16 protein-coding genes are annotated in these 14,118 nt (G+C 56.8%); 9 read left to right on the top strand and 7 right to left on the bottom strand.

Features of this window, described 5'->3' with window-relative positions; genetic code table 11:
- Nucleotides 1-23: 23 nt before the first annotated feature.
- Nucleotides 24-284 (top strand): hypothetical protein, encoded by a 261-nt coding sequence (locus tag PW792_05110; GenBank protein MDE1161311.1) that lies wholly within the window; start codon nt 24-26, stop codon nt 282-284.
- Nucleotides 285-1,143: 859 nt separating this feature from the next.
- Here the strand turns inward: PW792_05110 and PW792_05115 are convergent.
- On the bottom strand, nt 1,144-2,091 hold the full coding sequence (locus tag PW792_05115; protein MDE1161312.1) for a hypothetical protein: 948 nt from the start codon (nt 2,089-2,091) through the stop codon (nt 1,144-1,146).
- Between the two features lie 542 nt (nt 2,092-2,633).
- Here PW792_05115 and PW792_05120 point away from each other — a divergent pair.
- Nucleotides 2,634-4,370 carry a bifunctional DNA primase/polymerase gene (locus PW792_05120; protein ID MDE1161313.1) on the top strand — a complete coding sequence of 579 codons (1,737 nt, stop codon included), beginning with the start codon at nt 2,634-2,636 and terminating at the stop codon, nt 4,368-4,370.
- A gap of 234 nt (nt 4,371-4,604) precedes the next feature.
- Nucleotides 4,605-5,408, top strand: a complete 804-nt coding sequence (locus PW792_05125; GenBank protein MDE1161314.1) for a hypothetical protein — start codon at nt 4,605-4,607, stop codon at nt 5,406-5,408.
- Between the two features lie 103 nt (nt 5,409-5,511).
- On the opposite strand, the gene PW792_05130 is transcribed toward PW792_05125, so the two are convergent.
- Nucleotides 5,512-5,730 (bottom strand): helix-turn-helix transcriptional regulator, encoded by a 219-nt coding sequence (locus PW792_05130; protein MDE1161315.1) that lies wholly within the window; start codon nt 5,728-5,730, stop codon nt 5,512-5,514.
- Nucleotides 5,731-5,828: 98 nt separating this feature from the next.
- Between PW792_05130 and PW792_05135 the strand changes: the two genes are divergently transcribed.
- Genes PW792_05135 through PW792_05145 form a run of 3 tightly spaced genes read left to right on the top strand, consistent with a single transcriptional unit; the run spans nt 5,829 to nt 7,622 of the window.
- Complete coding sequence (locus tag PW792_05135) at nt 5,829-6,527, top strand: hypothetical protein (protein ID MDE1161316.1); 699 nt, start codon at nt 5,829-5,831, stop codon at nt 6,525-6,527.
- Between the two features lie 13 nt (nt 6,528-6,540).
- Entirely contained in the window at nt 6,541-7,155 is a 615-nt protein-coding gene (locus PW792_05140) for a hypothetical protein (GenBank protein ID MDE1161317.1), read from the top strand.
- Entirely contained in the window at nt 7,152-7,622 is a 471-nt protein-coding gene (locus PW792_05145) for a hypothetical protein (protein ID MDE1161318.1), read from the top strand. The genes PW792_05140 and PW792_05145 overlap by 4 nt, the downstream gene beginning before the upstream one ends.
- Before the next feature lie 572 nt (nt 7,623-8,194).
- On the opposite strand, the gene PW792_05150 is transcribed toward PW792_05145, so the two are convergent.
- The 5 genes from PW792_05150 to PW792_05170 form a co-directional block, all read right to left on the bottom strand.
- On the bottom strand, nt 8,195-9,415 hold the full coding sequence (locus PW792_05150; GenBank protein MDE1161319.1) for a site-specific integrase: 1,221 nt from the start codon (nt 9,413-9,415) through the stop codon (nt 8,195-8,197).
- Nucleotides 9,412-9,693 carry a hypothetical protein gene (locus tag PW792_05155; GenBank protein ID MDE1161320.1) on the bottom strand — a complete coding sequence of 94 codons (282 nt, stop codon included), beginning with the start codon at nt 9,691-9,693 and terminating at the stop codon, nt 9,412-9,414. Before PW792_05155 ends, PW792_05150 begins: the two co-directional genes overlap by 4 nt.
- Before the next feature lie 372 nt (nt 9,694-10,065).
- Entirely contained in the window at nt 10,066-10,269 is a 204-nt protein-coding gene (locus PW792_05160) for a MerR family transcriptional regulator (GenBank protein ID MDE1161321.1), read from the bottom strand.
- A 282-nt stretch (nt 10,270-10,551) separates the two neighbouring features.
- The gene (locus tag PW792_05165) at nt 10,552-11,619 is read right to left on the bottom strand and encodes an AAA family ATPase (GenBank protein ID MDE1161322.1); all 1,068 of its coding nucleotides are present in this window, start codon (nt 11,617-11,619) and stop codon (nt 10,552-10,554) included.
- Nucleotides 11,620-12,162: 543 nt separating this feature from the next.
- Complete coding sequence (locus PW792_05170) at nt 12,163-12,396, bottom strand: helix-turn-helix transcriptional regulator (GenBank protein ID MDE1161323.1); 234 nt, start codon at nt 12,394-12,396, stop codon at nt 12,163-12,165.
- 88 nt (nt 12,397-12,484) lie between these two features.
- Here PW792_05170 and PW792_05175 point away from each other — a divergent pair, with 88 nt between their 5' ends.
- From PW792_05175 to PW792_05185, 3 genes are all read left to right on the top strand, one after another.
- The gene (locus tag PW792_05175; protein MDE1161324.1) at nt 12,485-13,066 is read left to right on the top strand and encodes a hypothetical protein; all 582 of its coding nucleotides are present in this window, start codon (nt 12,485-12,487) and stop codon (nt 13,064-13,066) included.
- A gap of 118 nt (nt 13,067-13,184) precedes the next feature.
- Nucleotides 13,185-13,451 (top strand): hypothetical protein, encoded by a 267-nt coding sequence (locus PW792_05180; GenBank protein MDE1161325.1) that lies wholly within the window; start codon nt 13,185-13,187, stop codon nt 13,449-13,451.
- A gap of 86 nt (nt 13,452-13,537) precedes the next feature.
- A complete protein-coding gene (locus tag PW792_05185) occupies nt 13,538-14,056 on the top strand; it encodes a hypothetical protein (GenBank protein ID MDE1161326.1) in 519 nt (172 codons plus the stop codon).
- Nucleotides 14,057-14,118: the final 62 nt, after the last annotated feature.

Raw genomic sequence — 14,118 nt, forward strand, 5'->3', positions numbered from 1 at the left:
TAACCCTTCGATGTGCGCTCCGCTTGGCCCGCTTTTCCCCTTCCCATCGTGAGCGCGTCGAGCGCGTTTCGCTTCGCGTCCAGCCGGACGTGCGAGTAGTGAGCGAGCATCTTGCGCGAGACGTGGCCCGCAATCGACATGATGGTTTGATCGCTCGCCTTGGACTCCGCAAGCTCCGTGATGGCTTGGTGGCGGAGGTCGTGGAACCGGAAGCCGTCAAACGGACTCTTCAGCTTGGCGATGCTCACTCCGCAGCCCGTACACGTCGCGCCGGGATTCTGTAGCAGGCCGCAGCCCGCGCACTGAATCGCCCGCGTCAGCCGGCGCCAAGCCGTCCGCCAGCTCTTGATTCCCCGCGTAGGGTCGAAATGCGCCGTCTCACAGGCCGGGAAGAGGAAATGGCTCGGCTCGGTCGCTCCGAGGGCCTGTGAGCGCCTGTAGAGCTCCAGAACCACCGCCCAGGCATCCGCGTTCAGGGGGATAACGCGCTCCCCCGCTTCCGTCTTGCTCTTCCGGACCGTGAGCGCCCGACCGATCATGTCGACGTCGCGCCAGCGCATTTCCTTAATCTCACACCCGCGCATCGTCGTGTTGAGTGCCAGCCGTGCGGCACAGGCGACGGTCTGCCACTCCGGGCGGGTGGCCGCACGATGGAGCAGCTTCACTTTCTCCTCGTAGGTGAGTGCGCGCCCGATGTTCTGGCGAACGGGCAACGGGTGAATGTCCTCTGAGAAGTGATGCCACCGCTTCGCCCGCTTCAGCACTCCGCGGAGAATGTCCAGCTCCCGATTGATCGTCGCGTTTGAACGTCCACCCGTCTTGCGGTCGCGGATGTAGGCTGTCACCTGTCCAGCCGTCATCCGCCACACCGCAACGTCGCCGAGGGCCTTGTTGATCGGCTTCACGCGCTCGCGCTCCGTTTGGATGCTGCGAGGCGCGAGGTGCGGTATGCGATCCGCAAGGAACCGCTCGGCCGCATCCGAGAACGGAAGCCGGGAGAAATCGTCTTTGCTCGCAGCCAGCTTGCCCGCCTTGGCTTCACCGATCAGCACCCGTTCTTTGCGCTGCGCTTCGCGCCAGTCGCTTGTGTCGAGAGAGAAGCGGAACCGCTCCCCGTCAACGAAGAAATGAGTGTGCCAGGTGCTACCGCGCTTTTTGAGTGCCATATTCTCCCCTTTCTCCTTTCCGCTTCCGCTTCTGCCATTCCCTGCCCGTCTTGCGATGAGCGCATTCTGGCGTACAGAACTTCTTTGCGTGTTTCCAGTCCGGTTGAAATAGGACTCGACACTCCTCGCAAAACTGGAACGGATGTCTATGAAATACGTCCTGCCACATCATCCAGTGAAGTGCTTCTTCCAACGAAGTGACGCCGATGGAAGCCCGAACGACGTTGCTCCTACCAGCCGAGGCCACCTCCAGTTTGTGAGTGAATTGCTCGAGCGGCAGGCTCGAAACCAACGTGATACATGCCGCTTCAATGTCCTTCGCTGAAGCTGTTTCCACCCAACCCTGAAGATTTGCATCGAAGCCCCAACGCAGTTCGCCGGCAATGGAAAACCTCGCGCGTAATAGTCCAAGAAACGCATGGAATGCCGTGTCATCGGCATCGCCTAGCTGTACCAAATCTTGCAAGGCCTCGCGCTGCATCGCGGGTTCCTCGATGGAAGCCAAGAGCCGGACACTCGCAGTCAATACGTCGCGAGTCCTGCGATACCGCTCGATTGGATCGCACCCGCTCCAACTATCGAGACGAGCCCTGAGTGGCCCCCAGGCCTTCACAAAGTCTCGTAGCGCACCGTCATCGGAAGCCTTGATTAGCTGAATGTGCGGACGTTTCTGATATGCCTCGAAGAGGTCATAACGTCCTGTCTGGCTCAATTCCCATGTCGATAGATCGCCAGCGAACAGCAGGCGCTTGCACCGATACCATTGGGCTCCGACCACGTTGATATGCTTATGTATTTGCATGTCTACGCAAGTCTCTGCGATTCTGCGCATGAAGTCAACGGAAAAGGAGCAAACAAAATGCCAGTTAGTTTTTCGGTAAAGGTAGCGGCGGAAGAATGCGGCTTGTCCGAGCGCACCATCCACTCTGCGATCAAGCGGGGAGACCTAAAGGTGATGCGTGTCGGACGGCGTGTGCTCGTCACTCCAACGGCCTTAGAAGACTTTCTGAATGGCCGGACGGGGAAGAATACGGGAGGTGTGCGGTGAGCACTCAGCGCCTTTTGACCTTGCTCGAAGTCGCAGACCTGCTCCGGCTCTCTCCGCACACGATCCGTGCAATGGTGCGAAGGGAAACTTTGCAACCCGTTCGCATCTGTCGCAGGCTCTTGTTTTCACCAGACGCAGTTCAACAACTGATTTCGGATAGATCACTGCGCGAGCCTCCGAAGTGAGGCTCACATAAATTCGCGCTTGGATAGCCTTGCGCAAAAACAGAAACCCAGCGGTTGCAGCCGCTGGGCGCATTACTCAGGAGTTCATCTATGAAGACGCTAGCACCGACCCGCGATGCGGGCAAGCGCGAAGCCGCGGAGAATTCCCTGCTGCAAGAGGCGTTGCGATACGCCGCGCGGGGATGGCGTGTCCTGCCGCTCCACAGCCCCATTGCTCAAGGGTGCTCATGCGGGATGAAGTGCGACAACATCGGGAAGCACCCGCGAATAGTGCGCGGCCTGAAGGGGGCAACCACAAATGCTGCGATCGTTCGCGGCTGGTGGGAGCAATGGCCGAATGCAAACGTTGGCATTGCCACTGGACTTGCAAGCGGAATTATCGTCCTGGACATAGACGGTGAGGACGGCCAAAACTCTCTCAAGCTGCTGGAGGCATCGGAACAGCTACCACGAACGCTCCGTGCTCACAGTGGACGTGTAGGGCCAGACGGAGAGCGCAACGGCCATCACTTCTACTTCACTCTCCCCAATCGAGTAGACCTTCGCAACAGCGCCGGACGCTTAGGCAAGGGGCTTGATGTTCGCGCCTCAGGTGGATACATTGTGGCTCCCCCGTCTCTTCACTCCTCTCGCCTACGTTACGAGTGGCATTGCGACGGAAGCACGATTGTAGAAGCTCCGCAGTGGCTAATCGCCAGAGCATCCAAGCCCGCTCTTGCCTCCGTAGCCGTCTCTCAAGAAGGCATCCCGAAAGGCCAACGCAATCCAACCCTAACCTCGCTTGCTGGAACCATGCACAAGCGAAGGATGTCCCGCAGTTCGATTCAAGCGGCATTGCTTGAAGAGAACCGCCGGCAATGCCACCCACCACTACCGGAGGAAGAGGTTATGTCCGTTATCGCAAGCGTTACCCGTTACCCGCAAGGCGCAGCGGCTCAGAGCAAGTTACGCCGCGCAGAGGTGCTCTGCCTTGCAGACGTGCAAGCGGAAGAGGTGGATTGGCTTTGGGAGCCATACATCCCGCTCAAGATGATTACGCTGCTCTCCGGCGATCCGGGCGTCGGCAAGACGTTTCTTTCGCTCGACCTCGCAGCATCGCTTACGCAAGGCAGAGCGATGCTCAATGGTGCTGAGACTGCACCGGGGAATGTGCTCTATCTCACGCAGGAAAACTCTCCTGCTCATGTCTTACGACCGCGCTTCGATGCCCTGGGGGGAGACGCCACACGCTTCTTCATCGTTCGAGGGACCCTCTGCGACGATGGCACCCCCGGCAATATCACTTTGGGGGATACAGAACAGCTCGAAGAGGTCATCAAGAAGCACAACGTCCGGCTGGTTGTGATCGACCCATTGCAATCCTTCTTGGGTGGCGATGTAGACGCTCACCGTGCCAACCAGACCCGCCCGATCATGGATGGAGTCGGCAACCTTGCGGAGAGAACTGGGTGTGCCGTTCTCATCACTCGGCATCTTTCGAAAGGGACGGGCGGGAGTGCCATCTATCGAGGCATGGGGTCAATCGATTTCACCGGAACGGCACGGAGCGAATTGCTAGTGGCAAGGGAGCCGGAGCAGGAGGGCCGTGTCGTAATGGCTCACTCTAAAACGAACCTTGGGAAGTTCGGCCCCTCACTCGCCTACTCGATTGATTCAGCAGGTAAGCTCCAGTGGCACGGAGAGAGCAGCTTCAGGGCGGATGACCTGCTCACCGCTCCGTCGACGGCAGATGAGCGTAGCGCCCTGGAAGAGGCCGTAGATTTCCTCAAGGAGGAATTGGCCGATGGTTCCAAGCCCGCGATAGACGTTCGCGCCAAGGCGCAGGCGAATGGTATCTCACCGGCGACTCTTCGCCGCGCTCAAACAGCATTGAAGGTGACGAAGCGGCCGCAAGGATTCAAGGGGCCGTGGATGCTCTCTCTGCCCACAGTTGCTCAGGATTCCTCAGAGTTGCTCACCCCTGCACCTTGAGCAACTGTGACTTGCGCTGAGCAACTGTGGACGAAGTTGAATGGTTTCCACGCGCGGAAGCAACCGGGAACCGTGTGGAACATGCTCGGTTCCAAGTCAGTGCATCTCTCACCGTGTCGTTGCGGTACACTCAAGCGACAAAATCCAAGCATGGACTGGCGCTTTGCGGCCCTTCTCCGGATTTCGTTCCGGCGGCAGCCACCGAACCTTTCTATCCCCAGAGGCAGAACGCACATGGCCGAGTTTGATTCCTCCGCAATCTCCATCGACCTTGACCGCATCGCTGCCGTGTGCGAGGAAGAGTGGCTGGCACTCCTCGCGGATATGGACATCGAACCGGTACCGGAGCGGCAGGACCTCCGCGGATTTCTCCTGAATTGGGTCGCGGTGTTCGCGCCGGAGGCGTTCCCTTCCGCTCTGTCCGACAAAATGGCCGAGTGGATGGACGACGACTTGGCAGTAAAGCGATCCGAGTGGCGCATGGTGAAGCGGCCCTACATCGGAGCGACACTCTTCGCCCTCACCGGTAGCCCACGCTGGCTGCGGATTCAGCTCAACAACTTCGATAACGGCGGGTCGCAGTTGCGTTCCTTCTACCATCAAACGCTCGCCCTCGTAGCGCCGCGACTGAACTTCGATGAAGACTTGATCGCCCGGCTAGAGGCGGGTTTGAGAAACCGCTACTTCGTGATGTCGCCGCCGCTGGTGCTCTATGCCGTTTCGCAAGGTGACGCGGAAGAGAAGCTCGCGAACCTTCGGGCATGGCAGGCCACCTACCCCATGAACACCGCCGAGGAAGAGACCGTGGCGCGGTTCCTGAGCGACGAGCCAGCACGCAACCCTTTGCAAGCCTGGCTGCTCAGGAACTCCGCCTATGTTGCGCTCCGTTTCGGATCTCAGGCCGGCAGCTCGATGCAGAGCGTGCGACTGCCCATTGGCCTCGGCTTCTCTGAGGTCTTCGAGCGGATACAGAGGCACCCGCTGATGGCGGGTCACGTCCGTCTCGAACGCACCGGCACCCCCCAATCTGCCGCCTAAAGTCGGCGTTCGGCTGAGCTCTGTTAGTGGTTTTCCCTCGCGCGCGCGTTCCTATTAAGGCGAACTCAAAAAAAGGCTTAAAAGGGGTCATTCCAGTACTGGACTACTCAACGTGTTTGAGCAGGTCGGCCGTCTTTACATCCAAACTGAGCGCCATCAGTTGCAGGTTCCGCAGCCCGATTTCCTTCTTGCCCAGCTCCACATCCGAGATGTAGTTGCGCCCCACTCCGGCATGAACGGAGAGGTACGTCTGCGTCCAGCCTTTCGCAAGTCTCAACTCGCGTATCCGGCGCCCCACAAGGATGCAGATGTCGGTTGCCATCCTGCAAGCATGGCTGTACTCTATCGAGGACATACCCTCTATAGAAGACAGACCCACTTTTGGGGCGGGGCCAACACTCGCAAGGAAGGAATGACCCGATGCGCAAGCGATTCCTCGTTAAGCATGGTGCGGTTGGCTTGATCTGCTCGCTTGCGATTGGCTGTTCTTCCGGGACCAACACATCTCCCTCATCATCGTCCCCTACAACAACAAGCGACTATGTTGCTCTCGGCCAAACGATCTTTATGGGCGACAACATCACGCAGAACTGGCCCCTGGCCTCCACCCTGCCCCAGGAGAACACAACGATTACCATCGCCGGCGGGACGGCTTCCAACTTCACCCGATATGCAGAGAAATGTGTTTCTGGCTGCTCTCCATCCGAGTTGCAACAGGCAGCCCCGAGCAACAAGCGGCTCGTTGTCTTGATCGGCGAGTTTGACGCGCTCAATCTATGTGGCGGCGCCACAGACCCCGACTTCTCCTCTAATCTGAGCGATTTAATCAGTGGCGTGCGATCCCTCTTTGGTTTGGAAGTTTGGGTGGGGACCATCCCGCCAATCTATGGTTCCAGCGGCACGCAAATCTGCGCAACAGAAGCGGCCAGCATCAATCAACAGATCAAGGCAGTGGCCCTTGCTGACGGAGCGCATGTGGTGGACTTCGCAAGTGTCCTTACCTCTTCCGCCGATGTCAATTTGGCAGCAAAGTACGACTCCCCCAGTGGAGATAGCTATTTACCGAGCGCAACGGGCTATACAGCAATGACAAATCTCTACAACCAAGAGAACCAGTGAAAGCACCATCACAATGAGGCTCAAGCCCGCAATTCTTTTCTTATATCTCGGTTCATTGGTCGCGTGCGAATCCCCCAAGAAGAGGGCGCCTATTTCGGAATTCTTTAGCAACGAACGGCTTAAGCGCGAGGTAATCGCTGACGATCCGATCGAGCCGCACGACTACGACGCATTTGCTGATGGTCTATGGCTACCAGAAGCAGACCAACCAGAAAGAACGCTAGTGATGCCGGAACAAGTGCATGTCGTTTGCGTTCTCGGAGACCAGACCTGCCGGGCGTATACAGTGACTCTTGGCACGATGAAGGACATCGTTCGAGTCGAAGATATCAGCGCTGTCGAATACCACGTCGATTCGTGGGATGAACATTCGCTCCGGGCCTCTTACGGCCCAACCAAGTACGACAAAGTTGGCTCATCTGATCGCTGTCACAACCATGTGCTCGCCATGAATTTCGGTTCGGGATACGTTTCGCTTTCAGACATACCGACGCACGAAAAAGGTTGCGAAATGTTTACAGAGACAAACGCCTACCACTTGGCGCGAGGCCACTACTATGTTGATACATCGCCGGGGAACGACCTCGACAAGCCGAAAAGGGAAGAGGCGGTACAGCAAAAAAAATGAAAACCCAAAGCGCTCTGAGCCTCGTGGCGTCTGTACTGTTATTGCCGTTGATTGGGTGCGAGTCCGCAAGCACTCCAGTCGCAACACCGCCCCCCGTTCCGCATCCCCAAGCACTCGCGCATCCGAATTCGCAATTGAGCCTCTTTGAGGCTTCGATGGTTCGCTCAACTTCCCGTATGTTGAGTGGCGATCTGCGGCCTATCTGGGTTGTTTCTGGACGGATCGAAAATCACACGCAATACTTCGTTGAGGAGGTTTGGGTTGAGGTCACGCTATACAACACCCAAACAGGCAAGCAGGCCGATTCTTCGGTTATCAAGTTGGAACATTTGCGATTACCTCCGAACGATTCGGTAGTCGCGTTCTCTCGCAGCATTCAAATTCTTCCCCCATCGACTGGATGGGGCTGGCGCTATGAAATTATCTCTGCCATGACAGAGCCGGAAAGCGGCGACATTCAGCAGTAGACATTCTTTCAAACGTGGGGTAGGCCAGCCGTTAGATCCATTTTGTCGCTGAAACTTTGAAATTTGAGAATTGGAAAAATCGCTCGTGAGGGATCAGACTCGAAATAGCGCCGCCAACCCCGCCCCCTACCCCCTTGATCGCTTACCCCGCCGAGGCAAGCGTCGCTGGGAAGCGGCGTAGCCGGCCCGGAAACGCCCGTATGCCAGCTCGGACCGACGCGATGGCCGTTCGCTACCTGGCCAGTCTCCGACGCGGCTACGCCCGCGCATCGAGCGCGGACGTAGCGCAGAATCGCGCCGCGTGTGAATTGCCCGAAAGCAGCCTCCCGGTTTGTGTCGTTGTTTGTGTCGTAACTGTGTCGTCCCTATCGGGATTCCTGCAAATTGCTCCATGTCACTCAGTACCGCTCAGGTGAGCGGAAACCCCTGTAAAGACAGGGGCCTTCGCTCACTCTGTGTCGTCCGGCATCTCACCGTCTAAGGTCACTCCCTGAATTCGCAACGAGGAGGTCAGCGGTTCGATCCCGCTCAGCTCCACCAATGATTACGAGGCTTTCGCCTCATAATCTGGGTCACGAAACTCCTCCAATCTCCATCTGGGTCACAAACGGGTCACTTCCCGGAACTGTGAAGATCGAAGATGCTACACGTTCTGATGCCGAACGGTTATCTCTGCCAACACTCTGAGCATACGTTCCCAACGTCATCTCTGCAGTTGAATGCCGCATAAGCTCCATGCTGGTTCTCAGATTGGCCCCCTCGGACAGTAGCAGGGAAGCAAAAGAACGTCGCAGGGTGTGCCACCCGAGATTTGGCTTCGTGATCCCAGCTCGTGCCAATGCTGGGATCACATTTCTGCGCCAGAGCGTACCCGGCCACAGCGGCTTCTTTCCAAAGTGGAAGTCTGATGCGAAGACCCAGTCGTCATCCGCAGCATACTTCGAGGACGCCTTCAACGTGTTCAACGCTTCGAGCACTTGAGATGGGACCGGAAGAGGACGCTTAGACCCATCATTCTTGCCGTTGCCTTCAACTCCATCGACGTATGAGCGCCGGATGTGAAGGATTGAGCGGTCGAAGTCAACGTCACGCCACTTGAGGCCGAAGATTTCGCTTCGCCTTAGTCCCATCAATGAACCGATGAGGAAGGCAGTGTGTACCGGTCTCACTTCTTCCAGCTGACGGAGCGTGGCGAGAATCTCACTGCCTTCAAGGATTTCAGGTTGGTTGTCCTTCTTCCTCTTTTGGCGAACTAACGCGATGGGATTCTCTTTATAGATTTGGTTGTACATCGCGTGCCGAAAGATTTTGCTGAAGACTTCACGCAACTTAGCCTTTGATCCGTTGGCTAACGGAAGGCTCTTGAGCCAGTCTGCTACTTCCTTCGTTTTGATCGACGTGACATCGTAGCTCCCCCATTTGGGCAGTATGTAGTTCTCCAGAATAGAGAGATAGGCCTTGCGTGGCTTCTCTGCACGGCCGGAGTTGGGGCCGAGCTCCTCTTCTCGGAGTTGAGCTGCAAAGTCAGCAACGGTCGGCGCAGGGGGTGTTTGTACTGCTACGACAGTCACCGAGTCCCCGTGTTCGACCTTTTCACTGAAGGCGAGATGAAGAAACTCTCTCGCTTGCTTCTGTGCTCCGGCCTTAGTCAGTTCCTTCACTGAGCCGAGAATCTTCTTCGGGCGGAACCTTCCGTTTTGCCATCGAAGGACCCATACGTCGGATCCCCTCTTCCTGGATTCAATTGTCAAAGAGCCGTTCTGATATCGCTCGCGTCGCTTCACTACGTTCATGCTGCCTCACTTTCTACGGTTGAGGCGGCACGAGTGTCTGCCGTAGTGTAGCCCGAAGCGATCAACCAGCTCTGGATTTTCGACGGGAAGAAGAGAACCTTCCGCTTGCTAACGCGCATATGTGGGATGCGGCTTTCGCGTGCCATGCGAAGAAGGGAACCCGGATGGAAGGGGATGAGCAGTGCCAAATCCTGTGCAGAGATCGGCTTCTCAAAGGTAAGGGGGGAAGGGTTGATAGGCGTATCGAATACGCCCGAGTCATGACAATGAACTGCCATTCGGTAGTTTCCTGGTCGCGAGCATCACGGACCTCTGCTGCCACAGGGACAACACCCTGTGGTCTTCGAGCTCTCGTTAGCGTGGCGGTCCAAGTGATCGCCATCGCCAGAGCGACAGGTCGGTGCCGTGTTCGAGCCTGAACATCGGCATTTAGAACACAAGGTGCTGACTTCTCACCTGGGTTCTAGGGGCTCTTCTGAGTGGACTTCTCCAAACACAAACCCCACAGGATTAAGCTGATCTCGCCGCATCGCGGCACACAGTGCAAGGACGCATACGGCCAATGCAGCGAGCCAAGCTCAGGACTTATATGGGCGTGCTCAGGGACGAGGGCGCTACGGCTCGAATACCTTCGCAAGTCATGGGACCACCTACCATTCGGAAGGTGATTCCTCGCTTTCCGACAGGGGCCAGAAGAGTTCCCCCTCCTTCTCCCATTCGCGGATTGTCCTGAGAGGTACGCCGATCATCTTGCTGAGTTCGGCGGCGTCAATACGCTCGCAGGGGAGATACTGCTCATCAATTTCGTCGAGGATTTCCTCGACACTGCCTAATGCAAATTGCTTCAAAATCAAACGTTGGTTCCTTAACCGCTCTAGGCGGGACAGGCTCGCCAAATGGCGACCTGCACAGCGACCGGGAGAGGCACTGCCAAAGTCCGGGTCGCTGGTCGGTCTTCACTCCAACTCGCGTTACATGCTTATATCCTCCTCCTCGTTGTAGTTGCCGTTACTGGACCGGCCGGTAGTTGAGTCCCAAGAAGAACGCGTACAGAAACCAGAAGATTGCGAACACCCACCACAGATCGTGCCGGTCCATGTAGCTGCTCAGGGCACCAAACCGATGCTTGAACCAGGTCATTGTGCCACCTCGCTCTGCTGCAGTTCGTCGTAAACCATAAAGTCACGAGCCAGGAAGAGCTTGCTCTCGTCGAGGCGCAGGGTTTGCGGGTTCGTCGGCGAGCCCTTGACTCCACTCTCGATGAGGACCCCGTTCGAGATCATCGATTCAAGCGTCTTGATCTTCTTCTGGTTCTGCCCCTTTACAGCCGCCAAGACATCTGCACGAAGATCGGTAAGGTTGGGCTGAGAACGCATGTGTTCGACTATGCGATCGATCATCCCTGTATGGTTCTTGCGTACGACGTTCGCCTTCATCTGTTCGCGGCGCTCGTCGAGAGTGTCGCCGAGACTATAGCTGGTCACAACGTCTACGCCCTCGTACTCTTCGACATCGGAGAGCAGCAGCGTAGAAGACAACGACCTGCCGATGCGAGTTTCGGCCGCGATGTACCGGTCGCCGTCATCCTTATGGAGGACGATGTTGCAGTCGGTCTGACCACGCAGTGCGGTGCTTCCGAGGATGCCTTCGTGCACGTCGTCGGTCTTCGTCTTCTTCGTGTGCGCCGTCGCCTGGACGTGTACGTGCGGGAACCTCTCGCGCAGCAGCTGGGTGATATTCTGCGTTGCCTTGATCGTCTCCATGTACTCGTTCACATCACGGATGTGCGTGAACTTCGGGAGAGTGTCGATGATGACGAGCCCCACGTCGGGCAGGCCACTAAGCAAATCGCCAAGGCATGCGACATTGTCTTCGACGTTGCTGTACACCTGATTCACAACGTGGATGCGCGCATCGTTCGCGCCGTCCCAGCCAAGTGCCGACAGGCAATTGTCAACATGCTGCGGGGCATCCTCAAGATTGATGAGGACGACCTCCGACTGTTTCGTAGCGCGGCCGAGGAAGGGCAATCCACGGCTGACGGCGACCGCCTCGTAGCGGGTGAGCTGGCTCTTGCCCATCTTGGGCGGACCAGCAAGGACGGAGAAGCCTCCCTCAACGAGAAGGCCATCAATGATGAACGGAATGGGCGTGGGCTTGCCGTTCGTGAAAGTGGAATAGGGTTGTACCACGTTGAACTTCAACGGGGCGTCAGTTTCTTTCTGCCTATGCATGTCATCTTTCTGGCGGGCGTCTGTCTTCTAGACGTTCCCGACCGTGAGCACCTACTGGGTCCGATCGCAGGTGTAGGCACACGCAAGTCCACTGCCGCTGTTGCCGGAACGCAGGAGTGCGAAAGCATCCATGCAAAGGAACGCGGAAGGAAGAACGAAGGAGTGCATGTGCAGAAAGAGAGAGAGGTTCCTTCTCTTTCTTTTTTTTATGAATGCGGTCGTTCTTCCTTCCGCGTTCCTTTGCACGAGGCAGTGGAAGCGCAGGGAGGCAAACCCCGGATAGAGACCCACGGGGCGGAACGACTAGGATGATTGTCTAAGTGGGACTAAAGCGTGGTCAGCGAGGAAGACTGACTCAAATCCGCAATCCACTATTACAGAATACAACCAGTGTCAATGATTTATTGCGTATTTCCTGTGTGAAAGCTGTGGATGGGTATCCCAGCTGGTGAGCTAAATGGCTGTCGTTATTGAGGAAGCTATCAATTGCCAAAAACTTGCCAGAAAGTGAAACTAACCGAGAATATCTGGATCCCTGATGCCGGTCATCAGTTCTGAAATCTTGATTTCAAAGGCCTCGGCAATCTTTGCAATCGTCTTCAAGCCAGCTTCCCTCGTACCGCGTTCGAGGTCGGACAGATGCACCTCATGGACTTTCGAGTGCTGGGCCAGATCGACTTGCCGCCACCCTCGCTTTTTCCGCAGCTCACGAATGCGGTCTCCAAGCTGCTCACAGACGTCCGCCATGCGTCTAGCTTGTGCTCGTCACATGCAGTAGATTTAGTGGATGCACTCTCTGAGAAGATTTCTTGCAGCTAGATTCATCTGCCTCGCTATGCCGCTGTGCCTGCTCGTCCCGCAAGCAAAAGCGCAGACCTTAGCCGACTACCTCAAGCGTATGACCTTCGTCATCGCCCCGTTCGGCCAGGTGACAGGCACAGACTGCCGCAGAGTGCAGTTCGAGCGTTCGGGTCCGTGGCAGAACCTCGCGATCCCTGACGGCGTTGATGAGCGCAATCACGACTACACGTGGAGCATCGTGCGCTCAGACCTGCTGCGTGTGACGCTTGACCTCACGACTCTCGACGAAGACAAGGTGACAGCCCAGAACTTCTTCGACCTTGATGACATCAAGAGGAGCAGGGAGCGGGGAACGACTCCCCAGGCGAACGCGGCGACCGTAGTGTTCACCACTGCCCGACCCGTCCCTGCTGAGATTGTCGATCTCGCCAAAGTCGCGAGCTTCACCAATGCGGCTGGTGTGCCCGAGAGCGAACTCGGTGTCTCTACGGAGGAGCGGCGCTATGTGCTGCTCGTGTTCACCCACAAAGAGCAAGCTGACATGTTCGCCAATACTCTGAAGAAAGCTATCGTCGCTTGCAAAGCCATTTCAGCACAGGGAGGACGGCAGCCATAGCTGATCGAACTTGCCACGGCACCACCGGTATACCGTCCTCAACCCACGCACGAATGACGAGCGTGTGATGACACAGGCTGCTCACGACAAACGGCAGTAACCACTCATGGAGGCTATCTTGACATCTGCTACACCACCTACCGCACGAAAGCTCACGCGCCGCGAAAAGGCGGAGGCCGCGCGTAAACCTCTTGACATCGAAGAATATGCCAATGCCTCAGCGATGGGAGGTATAAAGGAAGCTATCGAGTTCTTCACCGCGCCGGACTGCATGGAGGAGATCCGGAAGTGGGGAGAAGAGAACAGCCTCAATTCCAAAAAGAATGTAGAAGCTCGGCTTCGGCTGCGCGAAGAGGCCATCCGGCGGCGGGCCAAAACTGAATAGCAATGCTCTGTATTTCACAAATCACCTTGCTTTGCGAAATATTATGGGCATAGAATCCTCCTTAGCGAAATGCCGTGGAGGCTTCGATGGATCAACCGGTACGAGAAACAATCCCCGAACTGCTGCGCCGCAACGTATCGCGAGAGCTTATTCTCGCTGTAGAAGAAGCTCTTCTCGTAGGCGCTGAGCGCGCATTTGCTGCCGCTAGAGGTATGGCACAAGGGCATCTTGCTCACGTCGTTGGCACCATGCGCCATTACCACATGAATGAGGCGTTCCATCAGGCTCTGGCGGTGAACGGCGCAAATCCAAGCCCGATTCGCGGTAGCAATATCGTGACCGGCACCGCAGGCCTGTTCACTGTAGGCCGCTTCAATGCGAAGGACAAGCTCTGGAACAACGCTCGGCGCAGCCAAATCCGCAAGCAGCTTTCACTGGCGAACGCAAACATCGTTCCGCTGGTTCAGACCGATCTGTTCGGCGAGTACACCCCTCCGGCTGAAGGTGTCTTCTTCTTCGTAACCTGCTTCGCAAACTCGCTACGTATACAGCCGGAAGCACCCATCAGCATCCAGATTGCGGTTCCCGACCCAGCGATGCGGTAGTGGCTTCACCGTGAATCGCTAGACACGTTCTTACAGGGTTACAACCAGACACCTTCCGTACA

This window comes from Acidobacteriaceae bacterium (genome assembly GCA_028283655.1).
In the GTDB taxonomy this organism is placed as follows: domain Bacteria; phylum Acidobacteriota; class Terriglobia; order Terriglobales; family Acidobacteriaceae; genus Granulicella.